The following is a 23,195-nucleotide window of genomic DNA, read 5'->3' on the forward strand; positions in this document are numbered from 1 at the left end:
ATCAAATATTATCTATTTTTATAAATAAGTTTACATAAATATTTCTCATATACACTGTATACTCTGATAGATCAGTCGACTAACAAATCGGCTACTTTCACCGCGCTTGAAGAACTTTTATATTTTAACAGCGTTTGTCATCCATATGACTCTTGAACCTGTTCACATGAAAGAAATTTCCGACATCGCCTCGGAGATTGAATATTCATATACTAAAAAAGAGTCGCAGGACATTTTTGAAGTTTTTAAATTGTTATCGGAACTTCGCCAGGACGATAAAATCATTTTAAAATCTCTCGGCAAACTTTTCAGATCCGCCGTTGACACGCGGCGCATGAGCCTTTCCGAGGATGAATTTAATGTGACTTATTCATCCGACAGCGGCAGCACGAATCCGATTCTTTTTGAGCGCGGCCTGTTTCTTGACATCTGCCACTCGGCAATGGCTTCGACGCCGACGGATTTGAATCTGCACCGCAAACGAACGATCGTTTGCACGGGATTTTCATCGGGAAAGAAAACGAAGCTTCCCGAAAATGAAAATTGGAAAACGTTTGACGACGGATTCGGGCGAAGCAAGGTCATTCAAATTGATCCGTCAATGCTCAAAATTCGAGTCGGCCGAATGGTTCACGATTATTCAATTTACGCGTCCGAGTCGGAACACATTTTATGGACGCAAGCCGACATGGACAAATCCGGATTTTTGATTATGGACGGCCCGATTTATCCGAAACAATTGATGTATTGGATGGGAACGAATTCTGATAAAGTGCTTATCCGACACGATAAAAATGCGAAAAAGATTCTTCAGAATTACATCGATATCATGGATTTTCATTTGGAAAACAAAATGCCAGTGATCGGTTTTGTGAAAAATCCGGCGGAAACGCAGATCATGAATCTGCTTCGGGAAAAAGCAAAAGATGAAAAGATCATGACGGAATTGCCGTGGGCAACCGATACTCAGTTGTTTAAAGCGTTTTTGAAGCCTGAAAATGAAATTGAAAATAAAAATGGAATCGGAAGCAAAAATGGAATTGAAAATAAAAGTGAAATCGGAAGCAAAAATGAAATTGAAAATAAAAGTGAAATCGGAAATAAAATTGAGAATCAAAACGGAAACGGTAAGGAAAGCTCAACCGATTTCGGAAATCGATTTAAAATCACTTATTCGAATTGGTTTATTCAGCCGAACCAATTTTATGATAATGAAATGAAAGAGAATTCGCCGCTTGTTGATGAAACTTTGAGCCGGAAATTTGCAGACGATGATTATCTGCCCGTTTTCATGATGGTGCGCGTTCCTTTTGACGGGAATCAAATTGTTTTCAAAATTGAAAGTTTATACGGTCTCTTGAAAGACGATGAAATGAAACGAAAAATCACGAAAAAAATATTGTATGAATTGTCCGTCGGCAAAGTTCCCGAAACGCTTTTGAAAGCGGATTCGATTGCGAAAATCAGCGCGGATGAGAAAAGAGAAATCAGAGAATTATTTACAAAAGATCCGGCGGAAAAATCCTATAATGAAATGCGGTGGGGAGATTTAGATGAGTTTTGAGCAATTTGAAAAGAAGGATTTTGATTTTAATCAGTTTGAAAAAGAATTTCAGGAATTTGATGATTATAATGTGTCCGATATGTCTTCAAAAGATGTTTCCAAACAAACAGACAAAAAAGAAAATGAGAGTCTGAATAAAACCGGAAGTCTGAATGGGGAAAACAAAAATCTGAATGAAGGGAATGAAAATTTGGAAGAAGCTTACGGCATCGTGACAACGGGCGTTGAGCCGATTGAAATTGCGGGAAACGGCTCTAAAATCATCGGCTATATCGCGGCGACGCAAAGGGAAAAAGTGCGTCTCGGAACTTATGTGATCGTGCCGTATGAAAATGAAAATCTTTTCGGCAAATTCACGAAACTTCAATACCGCCAGGAATTTACGGTGGATGACGCGACCGAAATTCATTCGAATCGAATGCTTGCAAATAAACGCGACTCGTTGACAGCGGCGGGCGGTCGAAACAGAATCAATGAAGAAGATTACAAATTGCTTGCAACGATTGAGCCGATTTGCATTTTGTATGAAAAGAATAAAAAAGAAGGGCTTCAGCGCCGAATGGCTGACAGAATCCCAAAACCCAATACGCCGATTATGCCTGTTTTTGACAAAGAAATGGTTCAAACGGGTCTTAACATCCCGAAAGTTGGAATTTTTTTGGGACATTTGAGTGTCGGCGGCGAACTTGTCAAAACGCATTCGACTCCTCCGACTGTTGCTTATTACATGAGAAATGATTATTCGTCGGGCGATCCGCTCATTTTCAGACATATGCTTGTCTGCGGCAGCACGGGAACGGGAAAGACTTTTTTGACGAAAAATATTTTGCGCCAATTTGAAACGGAAAACAGCCGCTATCGTCAGCGCAGTGATCACAGTATTCAAAATATGCCGTGTCTTGTCGTCATGGATCCGCAGGATGAATATTCTCAGCTTTATGAAGACAACACTTTGTCCGATGCCGACAAATTTAATTTTGATTCCGAAAAAGTCGCTTACGGCGGCATTCGAAATGCGAAAACGTTTACCGCAAAAGTCGACGGGGAGCGCTACGCCGGAAAATCAAGAGCGGAACAGGTTGAATTTACGATTCCGTTTTCGTTTGTTCAGTATAATCCGTGGATTTTGGAAACGGCGGAGCTGACCGAAAATCAGAGAAACGGTCTTGAAATTTTGATTGCGGATTATTTTAAAGACGCGAAAACGAAGGGAAAAACGGCTTCATATGTCGGCTTTAAGGAGTTTGTTGAGGATCCGTTCAACAAGGAATATTATACGGAACAAACGGATAAAATTCATGAATCGTCTTACGGCGGCATTGTGAGAAAAGCATTGAACAAAACGTATGAACGCATTTTCGATAAAGACGCGAAGCCGATTACGGAACTTTTCAAAACCGTTTTCAAACCGGGGCAGGTTTCCGTGTTTCCGACGGAGTATATCAATAATTCGCGCATCCGCGATTTGATTGTTTTGACGATGATGACGGTGATTGTTGACAATAAACTCAATACGTCCGGCGATGAAGATGTGAAAAACACGCCGATCATTTTGGTTTTGGACGAAGCGCACCGCTATTTGTCAAGTTCGGCAGGAACGTTGTCCGGCAAGATTATTTCAAAGTTTGCTGAAGCCGCGAAGCAGGGTAGAAAGGAAGGTCTCGGCTTGTTTTTGATCACGCAGGACCCGCAAGATATTGAAACGGAAATTCTGAAACAGGTGAATACGAAAATTGTTCTGAATTTGAATAATGACGCGGCAATCAACGCGGTGAAAGTTCCGTCGGAGTATGAAAAGAGAATTCCGTATTTGAAGAAGGGACAAATGATTATTCACAGTCCGGACAACGGGGATATTGTTGAAATTACGGGGCTTTCGAATTGTGTTGTGAAGCATGAATAAAAGAAACATCGCAGACGGGGTACCGAAGGTACCCCTATAAACAAACACCATCCTCCCACTGCCTCCTGAAAAATTCCGAGCAAAGCGAGGAATTTTTGGACAGACGATTATTCACAGTCCGGACAACGGGGATATTGTTGAAATTACGGGGCTTTCGAATTGTGTTGTGAAGCATGAATAAAAGTGATGGTGAGTTTTAAATTTTTGTGAAAAAATCGACTTGTGATTTGAAGAAATATTGTGAAAATGATGCAGCTCGCGCGCGGCGGGAGCCGCAAAGATGGCGAAAAAAAATCGCTTCGCGATTTTTTCATAAATACAGCCCTCCAAGCGTAAACAAACACCTCCCTCCACTGCAAACAAACACCACCCTCCCGCTGCAAACAAACACCTCCCTCCAAGCGCAAACCGAAATCTGACTCCAACTGCAAACCGGCGCCGCTTTCCAACTGCAGCAGCATCACATTTATTGCAAAAAGAACAAAATTGAATTTAAGAAAAAGAAATTAAAGAAGAAATTAACGAAACAGATTTGAAAGAGGAATAAAATGTTCGGAATTGGAATAATAGAAATTTTAATGATATTGGTAATATTGATTTTGTATTTGGTCCCGATCGCTCTTATTTTGATTGCACTTTACTATATCATTAAAGCTGCCGTTAAAAACGGAATTTTGGAAGCGGACGAAGAAAAGAGAATGAGAAATATTCCAAAGCAAGAAGAAATTAAAGTAAATGAAGACGAAAATGAAGACGAAAAAGAAAATGAAGACGAGAACGAAATAAAAGGAGACGCGGAAGGAATTGAGAGTGAAGAATCTGAGAACGAAGAATGACACCGTTTGAAATTATCGCAGCTGTTTTTATTGCGGCATTTTTCATTATCATGCCGCTCATAATCCTTTATTTTATTGTCAAAGAAGCGAAAGCTGACGGCTTGGAAGCGGCGAATAATCATGATAATCCCGGCTGGAAAAGATTTATCGGCAGCCCGAAAACAATATTTCCGATTTTGATTATTGTTCTGATTTCAGTCCTGACATTTTCATTTGTCGTGAATTTGATATTTCCGATAATGATTTATTTGATTGTTCGGGAATACGTTAAACAAAAGGAATTGAAAAGAATCAGAGAATCTGAATTATCGGGTGAATAAGAAATGATTATTGCAGGACTTGGAGCAGCGGAAATTATATTGATCGCACTTGTTATCATCATACAACTTTTAATCGTTGCAGCGGCGATTGCTTTTGTATTTTATTTGATTAAACGCAAAAACGGAAACAGTTGATGACGACAAATAAACATTGATAGGAAAACTAAAATGGATTTTGATGAAATATTATTGAATTCAGTTTTGATAATCATTTTAGGAGTTGTTGTTTCACTTGTTATCTATGCGATTTTTAGTGAAGCAAGAAAAGACGGCAAAAGAGCTGCCGCTCGAAGTTGGAAACAGGATTTGAAAAAAATAATTGCAACACCAAAAATACTGGTTACCGCTATACTCTTTTCAGCTTTGTTTTTGATATTTTTCATAGGTATTCCGTTTCTTCCGGCTGTAATTATATTTTATTTAATTGTCAGAGAATATTACAGACGAAGAGGAAACAGAAAAAACGGAATCGAACACGCCTTTGAAATCTGAATAAATTTATTCTTTTTTCGTTTATTTTCATTCATTTTTTTCAAACTTCTTTCTTCGTTTGATTTTCCATTTGATTAATACTTTCACCAAGCTTCGATTTTTGCTTTATATATTCGTACCTTAAAGGATTCTGCCTCCCAATCATAAATCAAAAGAATAACCGGAGGTCTGAAGGAATGACAGATATGAATGAAACAGAACTTATTGATTCACAGGAATCGATTCAATTAAAAAGCAGCAATCACAGCAATCACAGCAGCAACAGCAGCAACAGCAGCAACAGCAGCAACAGCAGCAATCCAAACGGTGAACATGCCTCCCGCGCAGTATCGATACAAAAAATTCTTGCAGAAAACGGAGCGGATGTCTCCGTTGAAGAAATTGAATCCAAATTAAAACAAATGACGGACATTTTCAAAGTTCCTGTCGCCGAAGCTCAGAGAAGCGTGACGAATGCTTATTTGAAAAAATTCAATATTTCAAAAACCAAAGTTTTCGCAGTCAAAGGCGCGGCTGAAACGAAAAAGATTGACGAAATTTCAGCAATGATCAATTTGCCTGACACATGGGTGAATTTGAAAGGAAAAGTCGTTCAAATATGGGAAAACAGTCATGAAAGCATTGCCCAGGCAGGATTGGTCGGTGACGAAACAGGAATCATCAAATTTACGATTTGGAATAATTCCGAAACAGGTGTTTTGGAACTCAATCAAACATATGATTTCAAAAATGTGGTTGTCAAATCCTGGAATGACAAAGCAGGCATCACATTGAATAAAGTGTCAACCGCAGCAATTTCGGAAGAAGAAATTGAAAATGTCAAATTCAACGATTCGAACGCCGGTGAATTGAAAGACAGAACAACTGAAATCAGAACGGTTGCCGAACTTCAGCAGGGCGGTATTTGGACGGATTTGAAAGCGAATGTCGTTCAGATTTTTGAAAAAACACATGAATCAATTGCATTTGCCGGAATCCTCGGAGATGAAACGGGAACGATGCGTTTTACCGTCTGGAAAACGTCGGGAATTGAAAATTTGGATGCCGGAAAATCCTATTTGTTCAAAAATGCAATCACAAAAGAATGGAACGGCATGTTTTCGATTGAAATCAACCGCATCGGAAAAATCGAAGAAATTGATGAAGAAATCATTGCAAAGCCGGCCGTTTTTGAAATTTGCGGCTGCGCCGTTGATATTCAGGCAGGGTCGGGCTTAATCAGAAGATGCCCCGAATGCAACAAAGTGATGTCCAAAGGAATGTGCGCCGAACACGGAAAAGTCAAAGGGAAATATGACCTCCGAATCAAAGCGGTCTTCGATGACGGCGCCGAAGCGCATGAAACGATTATTAACTCGGAATTAACGCAGAATCTTCTCAATATGACATTGGAAGACGCCGTGACAATGGCGACGGAAACATTGGATCCGGAATGTATCAACGATATTATCAAAACGGAATTTGTCGGCAAATATTACGTTGTTCGCGGCGCGAAAACAGACCGCTACGTGATTGCCGAAAATGTCGAACGCGCCGACTTTGTTGATGAGGCACGCGTCTTTTGGTTAAAAGAACTCATCGCCGAAGAATTGACGGGAATCGTTACGGGAACCGCGACGGAAACCGCGACGGAAAATGAAACTTTAAGTTCGGAATTTGAAGAATTTGAAAAAATGCTGAATACAATGGACTCCGATATTGATATTGTCGATGATATTGACATCAGCGGAGATTTTGATGAAAATATTGGTAAAATCGAAAATTTCGACATTGAAGAACACGAAATTGAAGAACACGAAATTGAAGAACACGAAATTGAAGAAAACGAGGTGATTTAAATGCCCGGATATTTCAGAGAAATTGCCGTTCGCATGTTTGCCAAAGAACTCAAAGATTCCGATTTGGTTTACCGCGAAGAGGAGGAGCAGTACGCGCCGCAGTACGTGCTGACGCCGACAGGCGCGAAAGCGAATCGAGTTTTGATTTCGGGCGTTTTGACCGAAGTTGAAAACATCGGAACAGGCTCGGAATATTACAGAGCCAGAATTGCCGATCCGACGGGAACATTTACGGTTTATGCCGGTCAATATCAGGCAGAAGCTGCCCGTTTTTTGTCGGAAGCCGAAACGCCTTCGTTTGTGACGATTGTCGGAAAAGTAACGGCGTTTAAAACCGATGACGGCAATACGATGCTTTCAATCCGTCCGGAATATATTCAAAATGCGGATGAAAAAGACCGCAATATTTGGACGATGGAAACGGCTGAAAAAACGTATGAGCGAATCATTGCCGTCGAAGTGCAGGAAAAAAGCAAACCGGAAAAAAATGAAGCAGAAAATGCGGTCAGAATCGAAAGCGTGAATGAAAATATCAAAAACGCGATCGAACATTACGCGCCCGAGCTTTCCGAATACAGAAAAATGATTGTTCAGGCATTGGAAACCGTTTCGATGGCCGCGGAATAAATCCGTCGGCAGCTTTCAGAATATAGAAAAAAACTTGCAACCGCTTTAAACCGCTTTACTTATTATGAATCCTTTCGAATTTGGAAGGATTCAAGTTTTAATTTTTTTTATCTTTTAAATTATCGTTTTAATATCGTTTTAATTTAAATTCTAAGAGAATTGAATCTAAGATAAAATAATAAATAAGGAAGATTAATAAGAAAGCATGAAGACTTATCTCCAAATTTGGTACAACAGTGACGGAGACTGTTCCCCGCCTTCGGAAGTGAACAGCCGCTTATTGTCCCTCGGATTTAATCTTGTTCGCGGTCCTTATGACTACGTTTACGAATGGGAATCAGGTGCGACGCTTGACGAAGTTTTAAGACTCGGCGACAAAACGCATTTGACCTTGGCCGGCACAGGTGTTCTGTTTAAAATAGAAACAGACTAAAACATCATAAAACACGAATCGGAAGACTGAAAAATACGGCACAAAACGGAAACGGAGTTATTATGACAAAGTGTCAAGCATGCGGAAAAGAAGAAACGGCGCAGGAAATCTGCAGCGTCTGCGGAAAAACATATTGTTCCGACCATATTTCAAGACAAAATCATAATTGTTTTGTCGACCCGAGAGGCGTAAATATGGGCGGGCGAACACGCGTTTATACCGGAACATACGGAACGGGCGCAGCCAAAGAAACGAATCCGCCGAAAGCGGACTATTATGATACAGACCAATTCGAACAGCGTCACGGCTACACGGCAGCGCGTTCGCCGCCGCTTTGGAAAAAGATCTTGAACAGTCCGACTTATATCATTATTATCATTTGTGTAATTTTGCAGCTCGTTGCGCTTGGCGCAATTATTTTTAACAATTCGGCGCTTGCATTCATTTACAATTCTTTGGTTTTGTATTCAAGCTTTGATTACATCCTCGCAAGACCCTGGACACTGATTACGCATATGTTCCTGCACAGCCCGACGGATATTTTTCATCTGCTGTTCAACATGATTACATTGTATTTCTTCGGCAGATACTTGGAACAAATCATCGGCAAGAAATCATTCGTTTTAATGTATTTGGTTTCGGGAGTTGTTGCCGCAATCGGATTCATTTTGCTTGAAGGAAATACGGGCGTCGGCTTGGTCGGCGCAAGCGGTGCCATTTACGGCGTTCTCGGCGCGGTTACCGTGATCAACCCGAACTTGAAGGTTTTTGTGTATTTCATTCCGATGAAAATCAAATACATGATCGTGATTTTCGTCATCATCAGCCTGATGTTTATGGGCGACGGCAGCATGATTGCGCATGCGGCTCATTTGAGCGGAATTGTAATCGGACTGGCGTTCGGTTATTATTACCGCAATAAGCTGAGAGAAAAAACGCGGCAGGGTTATTATTGAAAAATTGCCGTTATTCACTGAAAAATCTATAAATCAAAATGAGATTGAAATGACCGAATTCGAATCGCCGTTTATCGGGAGAAATTATCTGAAGCCGCCGGAAAATGAACGTGTTCCGATTGTTGTTTTAGATTTTAAGAAAATGTATGCCTGCTGGCTTCCGGGTCTGCGGTATACTCTTTTTTTTGATGAAGAGCCGATGACGGAAGAGCTGAAACGCATTCGGGAAGTTGTTTTGCTTGAAGTTCTTTACATGGATTCTAAATTTTTGATCGAGCTTCATCCGGAGGATTTTGAAGGATTTGAAACGGCTTATTCTTTGTTTTCAACTTACGGCGGCGAGCTTTTCTTTTACAGAAGAAAAGAAGGGCGGCGGATGAAAAAGTATTTTGATTTCAAACCGAAACAAAAAGTTCAGCCGCATGTTCGAAATTTCAATCTGGACGAAAAAGTTTAAATCGTCTTTTGGAATTTATTTTAAACCTGATGACGGATTCATCTGATTTCTAAAATTTGTTCAACCTTTTGATTTCAACGGCGGAATTGAAACGGAACAATAAAATAAGAAAAATAACAATTATCTTAATATCAGTATTTAATTCATATTTATTCGATGTTTATTCGATATTTATTCGATATTTAATCTGCATGGATTAATGTTTATTGCAGTTATCAGTTGTGTTTTACAAAAAAGTGCGGCCTGTGCCATATGTCCGGGCGAGACCGTCAAGTAATCATTATACGGGTCTTGAAATTATGTCAAATACAAAATCCGGATTCGGATCTCTTACAAAATATTTATCTTCTAAAAAAGAAAACGAACGGAAGAGAATCGGTCTTCTTGTTGACGGACCGAATGTCATTCGCAAGGAATTCAATGTAGATCTTTACGAAATCAAAAACGCTTTGAAAGAATACGGAAACGTGAAGATCGGAAAGGTTTTTATCAATCAGTACGCGTCGAACAAATTGATTGAAGCCATTGAAAACCACGGGTTGGAGCCGATTATTTGTTCCAGCGACGTGGACGTCCGCCTCGCCGTTGAGGGGATGGAATTGGTTTACAATGAAAACATCGATACGATTGCAATCGTCACGCGCGACGCTGATTTTAAGCCGCTTCTCAACAAGGCGAACGAGAGGGGAAAAGAAACAATTATTTTCGGCATTCAGCCGGGCTTTTCGATTGCTTTGAAGAATTCAGCCGACTACGTTATTTTGCTCAAAGACGCGAAAATGTCTTACGAAGATGAAGACGGCGAGATTCATTTGCTGACAGTCGATGAAGAAGATCAGTCTGAAGACATCGAGATCGGTAAAAGAGATTCAGGCGAAAACCGTCATGAAACGGACGCGCCGAAACAGAGCCGAATCGAAGTGATTAAAAGCAAAGACGATAACCGTCATTTGGATGAAGCCTGATTTCTTTTAATTCTTTTTTACTTTTAATTTTCTTTTACTTTTAATTTTCTTTTAATTTTTTTTTAATTTTCTTTTATTTTTCTTCGCCGCCGACGCGCGCGAATCGCACCGTTTTTCTTTTAATTTTCAAATTTGTTCTGCGTTTTTTATTTTTATTTTCAGAATGAAACCTAAACATCCAATTTCGCGAAAACACTGAATCTGAACGCCCGATAAAATCCTAAAAAATATTTAATCTTTGGAAAAAAGACGGCGTTTCAGTTTTGAATAATTTTGATAAAAACGATGTTTCAATTTTAAATTTTGAATTGTTATCTGTTCGCACAAAGTGCCTTCTGACGCCTGTCTTTTGCTGTCAGCTTCCGGCCAAGCCTGCTCGTCTGCAACTGTTTTTTAATGTTGCCGCTGCAAATCAGGTTTGCGTTGCCGCTTGCAGTCAGGTTTCCGCCCGACAGCCGCCGCCGCGCGCGAGCCGCTCCATTTTCCTTAATTTTTCAACCCCGCCCCGCATTTTGTTTTATTTTCTTCCCGACTCTCATTTTTATTTCGCTTCATCCCTCACTTTTTTAAAGAGAAACCTATTTTTAGTTTAGATGTATTTTTTCGATTTCCCGTCGGCGGCAAACAGGAGGAATATTTATCGAAAATTCAAATTCAATCGAAAATCAAAATCCGTTTGCAAACTGGAAACAAAAAACGGCTCTCTTCTTCGGGAGCCAGGCGATCACGCTTTTCGGATCGTCTCTCGTTCTGTACGCAATCATTTGGCACATTACACTAACAACAGCATCGGGCATCATGACGATGATGATCATCATATGCTCCTTCGTCCCGCAATTTGCGATTTCATTCTTTTCAGGCGTTTGGGCGGACAAATACAGCCGAAAAATGCTGATCATCTTAGCAGATGGCGGAATCGCGCTTGCAACGCTTGCGCTCATCGTTTACATGATGGCAGGCTATGATTCGATTCCTGCGCTTTTGTTCATCTCGGCAGTCCGCTCGGTCGGCACAGGCATTCAAACGCCCGCAGTCAACGCTCTGATCCCGCAGATTGTTCCGCAGGACAAACTCGTCAAAGCCAACGGCATTAACGGGTCGCTCCAATCCATTGTCAATTTAGCGACACCTGCTGTTGCCGGCGCAATTATGTATTCCGGCGAAATTTACAACATCCTGATGATTGATGTCGTTACAGCCGTTATCGGAATTGCGGTTTTGCTTTTCATTCCGATCCCGAAACACAAAAGAGCGCAAGAAACGGTGACGACAAGTTATTTTACGGATCTCAAAGACGGATTCCGCTACACACTCCATCATTCATTTTTAAAACCGCTTTTTCTCATCTACGCGGTTTTTACGGTTTTGTGCGTTCCGGCAACTTTTTTGAACGTTTTGATGGTCGTTCAGGTTTTCGGCGACAACTACCTGTATTTGACGCTGAACGAAATGACATTTTTCATCGGCATGCTTATCGGCGGTTTAATCATCGGCGCCTGGGGCGGATTTAAGAACCGCGTTAAAACAATGCTTGTCGGATTATTTTCTTTCGGCGCATTGACATTTTGCTTCGGACTCACGCAAACGCTTTGGGTTTACCTGATTCTGATGGGACTTGTCGGTCTGATGATGCCGTTTACAAACTCTCCTATAATGAGTTTGATTCAGGAAAAAGTCGATCCGGACAAACAAGGACGTGTTTTTTCAGTCATGCAGATTGTCTTTTCGGCGCTCATGCCGCTTGCAATGCTGTTCTTCGGTCCGATGGCAGACATTGTTCCCGTTCAGACGCTTGTTGCTGTCTGCGGTGTCGGAATTGTAATTGTTTCAATCGCCGTTGCTTTCAATAAAAAATTCTGTCGGCAGGGTTTGTTTGAAGCGAAAACAGAGGATGCGGAGACAATGGAATCTAAAAATGTCTTATGATTCATATCAAATATCATTCAATAAAAACAATTTTAAAAAAACAACTTAAAAATAACTTCGAAAAATTGAACAAGGATTCGATTTTTAATTCGCGTTCTATTTTTTGTTTATTTTTTTGTTTATTTTTTTACTTTTCTGTTTATTTTTTTGTTTAATTTTTTCAATATTGTTAATTTTTCAATAAAGAAAATTAATTTTAATTAAATTAACTTATTTTTCCAAATCTCTTTCTTCTGATTTGTATTTTGTTCCGTCAGGGTTCAAACCCATTTTTATCATATACATTTGCCGTTCCCAATCTTGATCCGCTCTTTCAAGCATCTTTTTTGTTTCTTCAATCTCTTCCGGGGTCGACTCAGGCGCTTTTCTCACATCTGATATTATTTCACTTAATGTTTCGTATCTCATCTGCTCATTCCTCTTTTATCTCAATAATGAATATTTTTATTATCTTGTTAAACTCTTTTAAATATTTTCTTTCAATCTTTTTAATTATGTATTCTGTATCTCTCGGAAGTAAAATTTCATATTCACTTTTATCGAGATATAACGCATTAATGCCTTTTTTTAAATTTAATTGAAAAATAATCGGTTCTTCCTTTGATGTATATTGATATGCATTCCGAACATTTAAACTGAAACTTCCGTAAGCTTTTTCAGTATACGCCATCCCTTCATACGGATTTTCTAACCAATTCATATCGCTGACGCCTCTGTATACAAAATATTCTTTATCTGTTTTGCTTTTGCGAATGGCGCTGTCAATATTTTGAATATTATCATCAATCACTTCTTTTTCTTCTTCCGTCAGTGAATTGTAAAATGCATGATTTCGGCAACATAAATTTATGACATAACACCATGCTTTCATTTCCCATTTTTCCGGTAACGGAAAACTCCAGCGCTGTCTTTGAAAATTCCAAAAATGAACATCTTGATAATTGCCGATACAAACTTTTTCGGCGTTTGTCAAATTTCTTCGTGTTATATATGGAATTAAGAAAGTACTGTATTGCCGAAAAATATCAAGTTTTTCTGCAACGATATTTGCGTTTTTTGTATCAATCTGTTGTGTAAAAGTTTGCTCTGTATACTCTTTCATACATTTTTAATTTTTTCCTTCTGTATTTAATGACATCGATTTTTCCAAAAACGATAACTTTAAATTCAAAATCCGAAAAATGCAATCAATTTTTATCACTCGTTCATAATCATTTGGTTTTTATATCTCTTCTTTCATTCTTTTTTTGCAATTGAATCTGAAAAATAATCAAGTTTTTGATTACAAATTCATTTTGCCGATAAATATTGGAGTTTTATTATGTCTTATTGGAAACCCGAAATTGAGACAATGGATCCTAAAGATCTGCGTCAAATGCAAAGCGAAAAGTTGGTCAAGCTTGTGAAATACGTTTATGACCGCTCCCCTTTTTACAAAAAGCGCTTTGACGAATTCGGCATCAAACCCGAAGACATAAAATCAATCGACGATATCGGCAAACTCCCGTTTACAGTTAAACAGGATTTAAGAGACACTTACCCAAACGGCATGTTCTGCGTGAAAAACACAGACGTCGTTCGCTATCACGCGTCATCCGGAACGACCGGAAAACCGACCGTCGTCGGCTACACGCAAAATGATTTGGACGCTTGGGCGGAATCGCTCGCCCGCGGAATGACAGCAATCGGTCTCGGACAAGATGATATCATTCAAGTCAGCTACGGCTACGGTTTGTTCACCGGGGGCCTCGGCGTTCACTACGGCTCGGAAAAAATCGGCGCGACAACTCTGCCCGCCGGTTCAGGAAACACTGAACGCCAAATCACGCTGATGAAAGACTTGGACGTGACGGCAATCTGCTGCACGCCTTCTTATTTCTCTTATCTCATCGAAGCGGCCGACCATATGGGATGCAGTATTAAAGATGAAACCAAACTCAAAATCGGCATTTTCGGCGCCGAACCGTGGTCCGAATCTCTTCGAAAACGCATTGAAGAGCGTTCCGGAATCAAAGCGTATGACGTGTTCGGAACTTCAGAGCTCAGCGGTCCGCTTTTTATTGAGTGTGAAGCGCAGGAAGGCATGCACGTTTGGGGCGATATGTTTTTGTTTGAAATTTTAGACGCCGAAACAAATGAGCCTGTTCCCGACGGCGTTGTCGGTGAATTGGTCGTGACAACGCTCATTAAAGAAGCGCTGCCGCTCATCCGCTACCGCGTCGGCGATTTGGCTTCGCTTGATACGTCTGTCTGCAAATGCGGCAGAACGCACCCGCGCCTGATGCGCCTCAAAGGACGCTCGGATGACATGGTGATTGTGCGCGGCATCAATGTTTTCCCGGGACAAGTGGAATATGTTTTAGTCAAATTCCCGGAAGTGTCGCCGCACTTTATGATCGTTCTCGACCGCGACGGAGAATTGGACAGCATGACGGTTCAAGTCGAATTGGTCGACATGGCATCAGATAAATTAGATGATTATCACAAGCTCAAAGCAAGGCTTGAGCACGAATTGAAGTCTATTTTGAACCTTCACGCAGAAGTTGAATTTGTCGCGCCCGGCACGATTCCGAGGTCGGAAGGAAAGGCAAAACGAGTGACGGACAAACGCCAATTCTAACAAAATAATAAACAAAAATAATAAACAAAAAAATAAACAAAATAATAAACAAAAAAATAAACAAAAAAATAAACAAAATAATAAACAAAATAATAAACAAAAAAATAAACAAAAATAAAAATGAACCAATAAATGAAAATTGAAATTTAAATTCGAATCATAAAATGATTGAATATTTATTGAATTACGGCGTTATAAGATTTATAAAATTCAAAATTTTAAATTAAGGAGTGATTCCATGACAAAAACAATTAAACAAATTTCCCTGTTTTCGGAAAACAAGCCCGGCCGTTTGGCAAAAATCGCCGACGTTTTGGGAAAGGAAAAAATCAACATTCGCGCGTTTACGATTGCGGAATCCGGCGATTTCGGTATTGTTCGCCTTGTCGTGGATTATCCCGAAAAAGCGCATGACGTTTTGAAAAGAGAAGGCTTTACCGTTTCGGAAACGGATGTCATCGGCGTTGAAATCAACGACGAGCCGGGAAGCATGAAAGACATCGCCGAACTTTTCGCGGAAGGCAATATCAACATCGATTACGCTTACGCGTTCATCGGCAGAAATCAAAAGGCCATATTGATCGTCCGCGTCAGCGATTTGGAAAGCGCTCTGGATTTCCTCAAAAACAAAGGCGTTTCCCTTTTGGAAATCAATGATTTGCTGTGATTCTGTAAATTCTGTGAAATTTGCTGAAAAACTCTGAAAAATTTTGATAATTCTGAAAATTTTGAAAAAATTGCTGTCAGTCTTTTGGCTTTCAGCTCTTTTTTATTTTATTGATTTTGATTGATAATTTTGATTGATGATAATTTTGATTGATGATAATTTTGATTGATGATAATTTTGATTGATGATTTCGGATTTTGATTTTTATGTCTCCTCAGCCTGACTCTTGGAAAAGCAAACGCGGCGGTATTCACACGACGATTATCGGTGAACGCAAAGGCCGTAAAATTGCTTCTCTTGTTGCTTCCCAAGAGTCCGTCAAGAAATTGATTCCCGGAATCATTCAAAGCAAAGGACCTTCCGGCGGCTCTTTTCGCGCCAAAGTTCTTCGCCCCGATTCAAGAGGCAATCTCCGGCTTTTGTTTACACAAGGAACAAGTTATCAGGAAATCATTTTAGTGACAACAGCCGCGGATTTAGCGGAAGGCGAAGCGATTTCGGATGAATTGAACAGTTTGATTGAAAAAGAATTGGATGAATGAATCAAAAATTAATAAAAACATAGTAAAAGAATGTTAAAAGAATGTAATAACGAATGAAAAGGGCAGGCGGAATAATTTTATGATTTATTTAGGCGTTGATCACGGAACAAATGCGGTTCGCTTCGCGGTTATGTCGGATGATTTGATTCGTTTTTTTGAAATTCCAAGATCTGCTGCCGGTTCGATGACGCTTGAAGCGCTTCAGAAATATATTGAAAACAATTTGGGAATGCCGCTTTCAGAAATCGATTTGGCGTGCCTGACTTATTCGATGGGCGACGGCATTTCTGAGATTTGCGAGTTACGAAATGTTTCAAACCGCGGCGTTTTAGACACGTCGGGCGTTGGCGAAAAAACAAATGCCGGCACCAAAGTTTTTGATCTTTTTGCCAAAGACTTTTGTCCCGCTATTCTTCTTCCGGGTCTTCATCAAAACAATCCCGTCACCGATTCTCGGATGCAGCATTTTTCTCATCAGGCAAGTCCTGAAAAAATCGGCATCGCTTTTCATGCCGTTTCTCTCGGTCATCGGCGTTTTATTTTGTCGGACATCGGCTCAAACACGGTAACGATGGCGGTTTCGGACAGCAAGATTCTCGGCGCAATCGATGCCGCCGTTTTCGCGCCCGGCAAAAATCACGGTCCTCTTGACGTGAATGCAATTCGAAATATCGATTCCGGAAAAATGACAGCCAACGCCGCGTTTTCATCAGCCGGCGTCGGCGATGATAAAAAATCTCTCGCGCTTTTTGCCGCGATGGAAATTTCCGCGCTGAACGTTTTGATGAATGATTATCATGTTTACGATTATGACATTTTAGTTGCCGGAAGCGGCGGCGAAGACAAAGAAGTGCGCCGCGAAATCAGCCGGCTTCTTCAAAAACCCGTTGAATCGATCGGCAGCAAATCGGCTGCAATCGGATGTGCCGAAATCGCGCGCGCGGTTATTCTCGGTGAAAAAGAGATTTTCGGGATTCCCGTTTCTTTTGATTTGAAATGCTGGCAAATAAGACAAGGCTACGGTTTGGAAATTTGAAAACCTATTGTTTTTCTTTTCGTTTCTTTTTCAAAATTCATTTCTCATTTTTTTGATTTTTTTTCTTTAAAATGAGTTCCTCGATTTTTGTTTTTTTAAATTTTGTGCGGCTCGCGCGGCGGCAGCTGCTGTCGGTCGGAAACCCGACTGCAAGCGGAAACAGAAACCTGACTGCAACAGAGACCGCCCGAACAGTAACAACATTAAATGGCAGCGGCAACACCAAAAGACAGTTGCAGACGAGCAGGCTCAGCCGGAAGCTGACAGCAAAAGACAGTCGCAAGACGGAACAAGCAGGAGCTGAACAGCAGCTAAAAAATCAGCTGTTTTTGAAGGTTTTGTTTCGTTTGGGAAGAATCCGCCAAGTCTCGTTTCGCTTCGCTCAGAAACTTGAAACTGCGTTTCAAGTCCGGTTCGCCGCTTCGCGCCGCCCGGAACTCAACTTGCGGGGTCGGTTTTCGAAATTTAATTTAGTCAAAAATTAATTGAAACATCGTTTTTATCAAAATTATTCAAAAACTGAAACGCCTTTTTTTCTTTAAAATTATTTTTTTATTAGGATTTTATCGGGCGTTCAGGTTCAATGTTTTCGCGAAATTGGATGTTTAGGTTTCATTCTGAAAATAAAAATAAAAAACACAGGACAAGTTTGAAAATCAAAAGAAAAACGGTGCGATTCGCGCGCGGCGGCGCAGCGGCAGCAAACAGCCGAGACATAATACACACAGCAAAAAGAAGAGACAAGTCTCATCTTTATTTATTTTATTTAATTCTTGATATAGCAACATTTTTTATAGGTAAAGCCTGACAATTTACTTTCATATACTCAAGAGAGGTTTATTCTAATGCAAATTTATGATTATAAAGTCGTTAAAATCAACGCGGACGTCGTTGACGGCAAAGTTGTTCTGGAGGCAGCCGGTCCGCTTTCAATTGCGGCAAAACCGATGATTAACAAAATCAACGCGGTTTTCCGGGAGGAAAAGCCGCTTTCCGTGACGGATGACAAAATTATCTTTTCCACTTGGATTCCGGAAATTCCGGGTCCCGTTTTCAACCGAATGATCAATTCTCAAATCGGTTTTTCATTGCTCAACAAAAGAACGCCCGACCAGCTTTCCGTCGGCGTGACGCCGCGCTGCCCGAACAAATGCATTCACTGCGGAGCCGCCGATATGATGGCGCCGAACAATGAAATGACGGTCGAAGAAATCGGAAACGTTATTAATCAGGCGCTTGACATGGGCACTTATCTCGTGACAATCGACGGCGGCGAGCCGATGGTTCGAAACGACTTGCCTGAAATTATTTCAAACATTGACAAAACCAAAACAACGGTTTCCATGTTCACTTCCGGGTTCCGCCTCACCGACGAGCGCGCAAAACCGCTCAAAGACGCCGGCCTCAACTCCGTCAAAATCAGTTTTGACAGCGCCGATCCTGAAATCCACGATAAATTCAGAGGACGAAAAGGCGCATTCGACGGTGCTGTTGAAGCCGTTAAAGCTTCCAAGCGCGCCGGCATCATGACGGATATGTATCTCACGATTTCGCCTTACAACATCGACAACATTGACGATTTGTATCAAATGGCAATTGATTTGGAAATGGATGAAATGTCCATGACCGGCATTATCGCTGTCGGCAACTGGAAAGATCATGAAGACGAAGTAATGACGCGCGTGGATGCCAAGCGTTTGGAAAATTTCCACAAATCCAAAAATTCTGTTCCCGAAGGTCCGCGCGTAACGGCTTTGCCTTATCTTTTGGGCCCGGAAATGTTTGGCTGCTTCGCCGGCAACCGCTGGATGCACGTCGGTTCGACCGGAGACGTTCTGCCGTGTCCGTACACGCCGCTGTCATTCGGAAACATTCGCGATACGCCGATGAACAAAATTTGGTCCGACATGGGCAAGTTCCCGGCTTACAAAAAGCAGTCGCCGGTCTGTTTGATGAGAGACCCCGAGTTCCGCAAAAAATACATTCATACGATTCCGAAAGACGCGCAACTGCCGTATTATTTGGGACCGAAGAAAAGTTAAGTTTTTTGAATCGGGGCGGCGGCGCGTGCGCGAGCCGCTCCATTCTTCTTTTATTTTCAAACTTTGTGACTCATTTTTCTTTTGTTTTTTAAATTTGTGTCTCATTTTTCTTTTGTTTTTTAAATTTGTGCTTCGGTTTTCTTTTGTTTTTTAAATTTGTGTCTCATTTTTCTTTTGTTTTTTAAAAACCCAAACATCCAATTTTGAAAAATCGGTGAACCTGAACGCCCGTTAAAATCCTAAAAAATGTTTAATTTTTGGAAAAAAGACGGCGTTTCAGTTTTTGAATAATTTGAATCAAAGGCGATGTTTCATTTTGTTTCTGATTGAATTAAATTTCAAAAACCGTCCCCGCAAGTTGAGTTTCCGAGCGCAGCGAGGAAACGAGACTTGGCGGATTCTTCCCATACAAAACAAAAATTCTAAAACAGCTGATTTTTTTTAGTTGCTGTTCGGCTCCTGCTTGTTCCTTCTTTCGACTGTCTTTTGCTGTCAGCTTCCTGCTAAGACGACCAGTCTGCAACTGTCTTTTAATGTTGCTGCTGCCAATCCGGTTTGCGTTTGCCGCTCTGCCGCCACGCCGTCGCAGAGCCCGCTCACGCGCGAGCCGCTCCATTTTCTTTTGTTTTCTTAATTTTCCTGTATCTCATTTTATCTTTGATTAAATCCAAATATTTTTATAATTATAACCTTATATTTTATTTGGTGATTAAATGAATTATAATCAAAAAACAATGTCTTCAATCTTTTTATTTTCTCTTTTAGTCGTTCTCAGTTTCGCCGCTTTTTATTTCTTCGGGCCGGTACTCACGCCTGAAACCATGTATCGAACAGGCGTTGCACTGCTGGCACCCGCATTAATCGTTTTTGCTTTCATCACATTCGACTTTTCCAAAATCGGCAGCTTAATCTGTGTCTTTTTCGCGGCGCTTCTTTACATTATGTATCTCTTCGGCGCGGATTGGAATCTCTGGCTCCAAAGCGGCATTTTCATCTTTTCGGCAACTTACGCCGTGATGTTCGCTTATTATAAATTGAAAGCTGAAGAATTAGCTTTGGCAGAACTTGCCGAAGAACCGTCAGAACCGACAATTGAAATTAATGTTGAAGAAAATTATAACATTTGATTTTGAATAACATTTGATTTTGAATAACATTTGATTTTGAATAACATTTGATTTCGAATCGGTTTTTCCGATTCATTTTTTTTATTTGATTGTTTTATTACAAGAATTGCTGGTAAGGTTAACAATCCCATCTTTGTGATTCTTCCATTTCTTTCCAAACATCTTTTATTTTTTTCAAAAATCTGTCACGATTTTTAATGATCGTGCCATTCGTTTACATTTCTGCCGTTCGCTTTCTTTTTTGGAAATTCGGCAAAACCTTTTTAATATAGTCTTCCTTTATTCGTTTTGCATTTTGGAGCTTTTTGCTTAAAACACATGTTGGAAGCATAGTTCTTGCCGCAGGGTTTTGTCATGATTGTTCATGGTCGAATCCGACAGCGGTTCAAAAATTCATCGTAAACTGATTGTTTTAACCAATTTGCTTATATATGGGGTAATGAATTGACTACTTTACCCTTTATCTGACGCATAATCTCGGCAAATCAATGTAAAATTTACATATTCGCAGTGATTATTCGTTAACAAATATAGAGACGGTATTCGCATGGCTAATAATGAAATCTTATCTGAAATTAAATTGGCAGAAGAAGATGCAAAAAAAGCGGTAAGCGAGGCCACCGAATCCAAGAATCAGACTATTGCTAAAGCACGCGCACAAGCCCGCCAAATTGTCGAAGACGGCGAAGAAGACGCGGTTAAATCCGCTCAGAACGCTCTTCGCTCCGGTGAAGCTGAAATCGATGCCAAACGCAATGCGATTGTTGAAGAAGGTGTTCGCGAGTCCGAATCTGTAGCTATGAAATCCCAATCAAATATTCCAAAAGCCGTAGATTTTTTACTCGAGGAATTTGAAAGGGAGATACGCGTATGAGTTACCCGAAAAGAATGACAAAAGTTTTGATCGCCGGTCACAAGAAACATCTTGAAGCCGCGGTCGATGCCTTATACGAAGCAGATTTGCTTCACGTAGAGGACTTTGTCGAAGGTAATGACTCTGATTTTGAAATCGGCATGCCGATTGCATACGGCGAAGAAGTCTCAAGAAAGCTCGTTAAAGTCCGTTCAATCGCAAACACATTAAACATCAAGCCGACAGACGAAACCGTTCCTTTAACGGAATCACATGTCACAAACGAGCTCGATGCAATGATTGCGCGCATGGACAAAGAAATCGACCGCAACTCCGAAGAATTATCACGCTTGGATGCCCGCGTCAAAGACATCGAATCCGCAGAGAAAGAAATTGCACCTTTCCTCGCCTACGATCTTGACTTAAAGTATTACAGCGGCTACGATAATTTAGCTGTTTTTTCCGGTACGGTCTCATCCCTTAACGAATCACGCCTTCTTGAAATTACTGACGCCTACCAGCTTTTCACTGACCCCGGGTCCAAATTCTTTGTTTTATTTGTTTCAAAGAACTTTGAAAAGGACATCCAATCCGTCCTTTCCGACATGGGATACAGAGAAATGAAAGCGCCCGATAAATCCGGATATCCGTCCGACATTTACGCAGCGTTTGAAGCTGAAAAATCAGAAATACAAGCACAGATTGAAGCTTTAATTGCAGAACGTGCGGCTCTTAACAAAGAATACGGAAACTTCATCCTTTCAAGCGATGAATATCTCAGTATTTTGAGTGAGAAAGCCGAACTGCCTTTAAGAATTGCCACGTCCGAACACACGTTTGTCATTGAGGGGTGGGTCCCGACGAACAACTTTGATGAATTCAACGCGTCGTTTTCTGAAAAAACAGATAACGGTGTTTACGTTACAACACTTGAGGTTGACATGCATGACGAAAAAGAGATTGCAAAGATTCCTGTCGAGTATGAAAATTCAAAGTTCGCAAGTCCGATGGAAGCGGTCGTTGACTTATATTCAAGACCGAAATACAATGAAATCGACCCGTCATCTATTCTGGCCATTTCTTTCCCGTTAATCTACGGTATGATTCTCGGCGATATCGGTTATGCGCTCGTTTTGATGTCCTTGGCCTTCCTCGTGATGAAGTTCATGAAATCGGATGGTATAAAGAAATTAATGTATGTTCTTATTTATTGTCAAGTATCCGCTTTGTTGTTCGGTATCATTTATGGCGAGTTTATGGGCTTCCCGCTTGCGGGTTTAATGTCACACGGCGAATATATCCCGGGATTAATTCCGGGGCTTGAGACAATTGTTTTTGACTTTAGTCTGTTCCCGGACGAACCGTTTACGTTCCCGATTCACAGAACGCATATGATTATGACATTTTTGATCGCTACAGCAGCATTCGGATTCCTGCATCTTAACGTCGGTTTTATCATCGGTTTCTTCGATGTGAAAGGCCAGCACGGTCTTAAGCATGCGGTTTTGGAAAAGTTGAGCTGGATCATTATCGAAATCGGTGTCATCGCAGCAATCGTTGCATGGTACTTTGGACTCGGTACGGTCGGCATTGCCGTCGGTGCCATCATAGCAGTTATCGGTGTCGTTATGCTCACTATGGGCGAAGGTATCAAAGGACCGATTGAACTTCCGGGTCTTCTCGGAAACATTTTGTCCTACACGCGTATTATCGCGGTTGGTCTCTCTTCTATCTACATCGCATCAACTGTCAACGACATCGCCTTCGGCGGTCTGATTTGGACCCCCGCGGACGGTTTCAGTGTCTTAATGTTTGCATCAATTTTGATCTTCGTTCTCGGACACGCCTTAAATTCTGCTCTGAGTATTATCGCTCCCGGTTTACACGCACTCAGACTGCAGTATGTCGAATTCTTCGGCAAATTCTATACAAGCGGGGGCAAAATTTACAAACCGTTTGGTCATTTAAAGAAGTATATTTTGGAGGAATAA

The 23,195-nt window shown here is 40.8% G+C and carries 27 protein-coding genes and 1 pseudogene; 23 read left to right on the forward strand and 5 right to left on the reverse strand.

Annotated features, from left to right (window positions below; all coding sequences use genetic code 11):
• Positions 1 to 145: 145 nt before the first annotated feature.
• Both MmiHf6_RS08170 and MmiHf6_RS08175 read left to right on the forward strand, forming a co-directional pair.
• On the forward strand, positions 146 to 1,564 hold the full coding sequence (locus MmiHf6_RS08170) for a DNA double-strand break repair nuclease NurA (protein ID WP_316557298.1): 1,419 nt from the start codon (positions 146 to 148) through the stop codon (positions 1,562 to 1,564).
• Complete coding sequence (locus tag MmiHf6_RS08175; RefSeq protein ID WP_316557299.1) at positions 1,554 to 3,467, forward strand: ATP-binding protein; 1,914 nt, start codon at positions 1,554 to 1,556, stop codon at positions 3,465 to 3,467. The genes MmiHf6_RS08170 and MmiHf6_RS08175 overlap by 11 nt, the downstream gene beginning before the upstream one ends.
• A 143-nt stretch (positions 3,468 to 3,610) precedes the next feature.
• On the opposite strand, the gene MmiHf6_RS08180 is transcribed toward MmiHf6_RS08175, so the two are convergent.
• Positions 3,611 to 3,928: a hypothetical protein gene (locus tag MmiHf6_RS08180; protein WP_316557300.1), complete on the reverse strand. Its 318-nt coding sequence runs from the start codon at positions 3,926 to 3,928 to the stop codon at positions 3,611 to 3,613.
• An 87-nt stretch (positions 3,929 to 4,015) separates the two neighbouring features.
• On the opposite strand from MmiHf6_RS08180, the gene MmiHf6_RS08185 reads away from it, so the two are divergent.
• The 11 genes and pseudogenes from MmiHf6_RS08185 (at position 4,016) to MmiHf6_RS08235 (ending at position 10,984) form a co-directional block, all read left to right on the forward strand.
• Entirely contained in the window at positions 4,016 to 4,303 is a 288-nt protein-coding gene (locus MmiHf6_RS08185; RefSeq protein WP_316557301.1) for a DUF6019 family protein, read from the forward strand.
• The gene (locus MmiHf6_RS08190) at positions 4,300 to 4,623 is read left to right on the forward strand and encodes a hypothetical protein (RefSeq protein ID WP_316557302.1); all 324 of its coding nucleotides are present in this window, start codon (positions 4,300 to 4,302) and stop codon (positions 4,621 to 4,623) included. The genes MmiHf6_RS08185 and MmiHf6_RS08190 overlap by 4 nt, the downstream gene beginning before the upstream one ends.
• A 3-nt stretch (positions 4,624 to 4,626) precedes the next feature.
• Entirely contained in the window at positions 4,627 to 4,758 is a 132-nt protein-coding gene (locus tag MmiHf6_RS08195; protein ID WP_316557303.1) for a hypothetical protein, read from the forward strand.
• Between the two features lie 33 nt (positions 4,759 to 4,791).
• Entirely contained in the window at positions 4,792 to 5,115 is a 324-nt protein-coding gene (locus MmiHf6_RS08200) for a hypothetical protein (protein ID WP_316557304.1), read from the forward strand.
• A 176-nt stretch (positions 5,116 to 5,291) separates the two neighbouring features.
• On the forward strand, positions 5,292 to 6,953 hold the full coding sequence (locus MmiHf6_RS08205) for a replication protein A (RefSeq protein WP_316557305.1): 1,662 nt from the start codon (positions 5,292 to 5,294) through the stop codon (positions 6,951 to 6,953).
• On the forward strand, positions 6,954 to 7,580 hold the full coding sequence (locus MmiHf6_RS08210) for a DNA-binding protein (protein WP_316557306.1): 627 nt from the start codon (positions 6,954 to 6,956) through the stop codon (positions 7,578 to 7,580).
• A gap of 205 nt (positions 7,581 to 7,785) precedes the next feature.
• Positions 7,786 to 8,013, forward strand: a complete 228-nt coding sequence (locus tag MmiHf6_RS08215) for a hypothetical protein (protein ID WP_316557307.1) — start codon at positions 7,786 to 7,788, stop codon at positions 8,011 to 8,013.
• A gap of 62 nt (positions 8,014 to 8,075) precedes the next feature.
• Positions 8,076 to 8,969 (forward strand): rhomboid family intramembrane serine protease, encoded by an 894-nt coding sequence (locus tag MmiHf6_RS08220; protein ID WP_316557308.1) that lies wholly within the window; start codon positions 8,076 to 8,078, stop codon positions 8,967 to 8,969.
• 49 nt (positions 8,970 to 9,018) lie between these two features.
• Positions 9,019 to 9,426, forward strand: a complete 408-nt coding sequence (locus MmiHf6_RS08225; protein WP_316557309.1) for a hypothetical protein — start codon at positions 9,019 to 9,021, stop codon at positions 9,424 to 9,426.
• A gap of 299 nt (positions 9,427 to 9,725) precedes the next feature.
• A pseudogene (locus tag MmiHf6_RS08230) lies at positions 9,726 to 10,229 on the forward strand (TIGR00288 family NYN domain-containing protein); the annotation flags it as partial.
• Positions 10,230 to 10,654: 425 nt separating this feature from the next.
• Complete coding sequence (locus tag MmiHf6_RS08235; RefSeq protein WP_316557310.1) at positions 10,655 to 10,984, forward strand: hypothetical protein; 330 nt, start codon at positions 10,655 to 10,657, stop codon at positions 10,982 to 10,984.
• Positions 10,985 to 11,056: 72 nt separating this feature from the next.
• Here the strand turns inward: MmiHf6_RS08235 and MmiHf6_RS08240 are convergent, their stop codons facing one another.
• Positions 11,057 to 11,206 carry a hypothetical protein gene (locus MmiHf6_RS08240; RefSeq protein ID WP_316557311.1) on the reverse strand — a complete coding sequence of 50 codons (150 nt, stop codon included), beginning with the start codon at positions 11,204 to 11,206 and terminating at the stop codon, positions 11,057 to 11,059.
• Here MmiHf6_RS08240 and MmiHf6_RS08245 point away from each other — a divergent pair.
• Complete coding sequence (locus MmiHf6_RS08245) at positions 11,154 to 12,317, forward strand: MFS transporter (RefSeq protein ID WP_316558665.1); 1,164 nt, start codon at positions 11,154 to 11,156, stop codon at positions 12,315 to 12,317. The two genes, MmiHf6_RS08240 and MmiHf6_RS08245, sit on opposite strands and share 53 nt — an antisense overlap.
• 210 nt (positions 12,318 to 12,527) lie before the next feature.
• Here the strand turns inward: MmiHf6_RS08245 and MmiHf6_RS08250 are convergent, their stop codons facing one another.
• On the reverse strand, positions 12,528 to 12,725 hold the full coding sequence (locus tag MmiHf6_RS08250; RefSeq protein WP_316557312.1) for a hypothetical protein: 198 nt from the start codon (positions 12,723 to 12,725) through the stop codon (positions 12,528 to 12,530).
• A gap of 4 nt (positions 12,726 to 12,729) precedes the next feature.
• Positions 12,730 to 13,419 carry an ADP-ribosyltransferase gene (locus MmiHf6_RS08255; protein ID WP_316557313.1) on the reverse strand — a complete coding sequence of 230 codons (690 nt, stop codon included), beginning with the start codon at positions 13,417 to 13,419 and terminating at the stop codon, positions 12,730 to 12,732.
• Between the two features lie 216 nt (positions 13,420 to 13,635).
• Here MmiHf6_RS08255 and MmiHf6_RS08260 point away from each other — a divergent pair, with 216 nt between their 5' ends.
• From MmiHf6_RS08260 to MmiHf6_RS08275, 4 genes are all read left to right on the forward strand, one after another.
• Positions 13,636 to 14,937 (forward strand): phenylacetate--CoA ligase family protein, encoded by a 1,302-nt coding sequence (locus tag MmiHf6_RS08260; RefSeq protein WP_316558666.1) that lies wholly within the window; start codon positions 13,636 to 13,638, stop codon positions 14,935 to 14,937.
• Positions 14,938 to 15,175: 238 nt separating this feature from the next.
• Positions 15,176 to 15,604 (forward strand): ACT domain-containing protein, encoded by a 429-nt coding sequence (locus MmiHf6_RS08265; RefSeq protein ID WP_316557314.1) that lies wholly within the window; start codon positions 15,176 to 15,178, stop codon positions 15,602 to 15,604.
• A gap of 206 nt (positions 15,605 to 15,810) precedes the next feature.
• Positions 15,811 to 16,146, forward strand: a complete 336-nt coding sequence (locus MmiHf6_RS08270) for a DUF2103 domain-containing protein (protein ID WP_316557315.1) — start codon at positions 15,811 to 15,813, stop codon at positions 16,144 to 16,146.
• Positions 16,147 to 16,225: 79 nt separating this feature from the next.
• On the forward strand, positions 16,226 to 17,182 hold the full coding sequence (locus MmiHf6_RS08275) for a methanogenesis marker 12 protein (protein WP_316557316.1): 957 nt from the start codon (positions 16,226 to 16,228) through the stop codon (positions 17,180 to 17,182).
• A 37-nt stretch (positions 17,183 to 17,219) separates the two neighbouring features.
• Here MmiHf6_RS08275 and MmiHf6_RS08280 read toward each other — a convergent pair whose 3' ends face one another.
• Positions 17,220 to 17,465, reverse strand: a complete 246-nt coding sequence (locus MmiHf6_RS08280; RefSeq protein ID WP_316557317.1) for a hypothetical protein — start codon at positions 17,463 to 17,465, stop codon at positions 17,220 to 17,222.
• A gap of 562 nt (positions 17,466 to 18,027) precedes the next feature.
• Here MmiHf6_RS08280 and MmiHf6_RS08285 point away from each other — a divergent pair.
• From MmiHf6_RS08285 to MmiHf6_RS08305, 5 genes are all read left to right on the forward strand, one after another.
• A complete protein-coding gene (locus tag MmiHf6_RS08285) occupies positions 18,028 to 19,224 on the forward strand; it encodes a radical SAM/SPASM domain-containing protein (RefSeq protein ID WP_316557318.1) in 1,197 nt (398 codons plus the stop codon).
• A gap of 445 nt (positions 19,225 to 19,669) precedes the next feature.
• Positions 19,670 to 19,858 carry a hypothetical protein gene (locus MmiHf6_RS08290; RefSeq protein ID WP_316557319.1) on the forward strand — a complete coding sequence of 63 codons (189 nt, stop codon included), beginning with the start codon at positions 19,670 to 19,672 and terminating at the stop codon, positions 19,856 to 19,858.
• 79 nt (positions 19,859 to 19,937) lie between these two features.
• Positions 19,938 to 20,351, forward strand: a complete 414-nt coding sequence (locus MmiHf6_RS08295) for a hypothetical protein (protein WP_316557320.1) — start codon at positions 19,938 to 19,940, stop codon at positions 20,349 to 20,351.
• Positions 20,352 to 20,898: 547 nt separating this feature from the next.
• Positions 20,899 to 21,225, forward strand: coding sequence for an ATP synthase archaeal subunit H (gene ahaH / locus MmiHf6_RS08300; RefSeq protein ID WP_316557321.1), 327 nt, complete (start codon positions 20,899 to 20,901; stop codon positions 21,223 to 21,225).
• Positions 21,222 to 23,195, forward strand: a complete 1,974-nt coding sequence (locus MmiHf6_RS08305) for a V-type ATP synthase subunit I (RefSeq protein ID WP_316557322.1) — start codon at positions 21,222 to 21,224, stop codon at positions 23,193 to 23,195. Before ahaH ends, MmiHf6_RS08305 begins: the two co-directional genes overlap by 4 nt.

Source organism: Methanimicrococcus hongohii (genome assembly GCF_032594095.1).
Classification (GTDB): Archaea; Halobacteriota; Methanosarcinia; order Methanosarcinales; family Methanosarcinaceae; genus Methanimicrococcus; species Methanimicrococcus hongohii.

What these genes read in the sequence shown, in the direction of transcription:
- MmiHf6_RS08170 (WP_316557298.1), top strand. Translation starts at nt 146, where the DNA reads ATGACTCTTGAACCTGTTCACATGAAAGAAATTTCCGACATCGCCTCG.
- MmiHf6_RS08175 (WP_316557299.1), top strand. Translation starts at nt 1,554, where the DNA reads ATGAGTTTTGAGCAATTTGAAAAGAAGGATTTTGATTTTAATCAGTTT.
- MmiHf6_RS08180 (WP_316557300.1), bottom strand. Translation starts at nt 3,928, where the DNA reads ATGCTGCTGCAGTTGGAAAGCGGCGCCGGTTTGCAGTTGGAGTCAGAT.
- MmiHf6_RS08185 (WP_316557301.1), top strand. Translation starts at nt 4,016, where the DNA reads ATGTTCGGAATTGGAATAATAGAAATTTTAATGATATTGGTAATATTG.
- MmiHf6_RS08190 (WP_316557302.1), top strand. Translation starts at nt 4,300, where the DNA reads ATGACACCGTTTGAAATTATCGCAGCTGTTTTTATTGCGGCATTTTTC.
- MmiHf6_RS08195 (WP_316557303.1), top strand. Translation starts at nt 4,627, where the DNA reads ATGATTATTGCAGGACTTGGAGCAGCGGAAATTATATTGATCGCACTT.
- MmiHf6_RS08200 (WP_316557304.1), top strand. Translation starts at nt 4,792, where the DNA reads ATGGATTTTGATGAAATATTATTGAATTCAGTTTTGATAATCATTTTA.
- MmiHf6_RS08205 (WP_316557305.1), top strand. Translation starts at nt 5,292, where the DNA reads ATGACAGATATGAATGAAACAGAACTTATTGATTCACAGGAATCGATT.
- MmiHf6_RS08210 (WP_316557306.1), top strand. Translation starts at nt 6,954, where the DNA reads ATGCCCGGATATTTCAGAGAAATTGCCGTTCGCATGTTTGCCAAAGAA.
- MmiHf6_RS08215 (WP_316557307.1), top strand. Translation starts at nt 7,786, where the DNA reads ATGAAGACTTATCTCCAAATTTGGTACAACAGTGACGGAGACTGTTCC.
- MmiHf6_RS08220 (WP_316557308.1), top strand. Translation starts at nt 8,076, where the DNA reads ATGACAAAGTGTCAAGCATGCGGAAAAGAAGAAACGGCGCAGGAAATC.
- MmiHf6_RS08225 (WP_316557309.1), top strand. Translation starts at nt 9,019, where the DNA reads ATGACCGAATTCGAATCGCCGTTTATCGGGAGAAATTATCTGAAGCCG.
- MmiHf6_RS08240 (WP_316557311.1), bottom strand. Translation starts at nt 11,206, where the DNA reads ATGATCATCATCGTCATGATGCCCGATGCTGTTGTTAGTGTAATGTGC.
- MmiHf6_RS08250 (WP_316557312.1), bottom strand. Translation starts at nt 12,725, where the DNA reads ATGAGATACGAAACATTAAGTGAAATAATATCAGATGTGAGAAAAGCG.
- MmiHf6_RS08255 (WP_316557313.1), bottom strand. Translation starts at nt 13,419, where the DNA reads ATGAAAGAGTATACAGAGCAAACTTTTACACAACAGATTGATACAAAA.
- MmiHf6_RS08265 (WP_316557314.1), top strand. Translation starts at nt 15,176, where the DNA reads ATGACAAAAACAATTAAACAAATTTCCCTGTTTTCGGAAAACAAGCCC.
- MmiHf6_RS08270 (WP_316557315.1), top strand. Translation starts at nt 15,811, where the DNA reads ATGTCTCCTCAGCCTGACTCTTGGAAAAGCAAACGCGGCGGTATTCAC.
- MmiHf6_RS08275 (WP_316557316.1), top strand. Translation starts at nt 16,226, where the DNA reads ATGATTTATTTAGGCGTTGATCACGGAACAAATGCGGTTCGCTTCGCG.
- MmiHf6_RS08285 (WP_316557318.1), top strand. Translation starts at nt 18,028, where the DNA reads ATGCAAATTTATGATTATAAAGTCGTTAAAATCAACGCGGACGTCGTT.
- MmiHf6_RS08295 (WP_316557320.1), top strand. Translation starts at nt 19,938, where the DNA reads ATGAATTATAATCAAAAAACAATGTCTTCAATCTTTTTATTTTCTCTT.
- ahaH (WP_316557321.1), top strand. Translation starts at nt 20,899, where the DNA reads ATGGCTAATAATGAAATCTTATCTGAAATTAAATTGGCAGAAGAAGAT.
- MmiHf6_RS08305 (WP_316557322.1), top strand. Translation starts at nt 21,222, where the DNA reads ATGAGTTACCCGAAAAGAATGACAAAAGTTTTGATCGCCGGTCACAAG.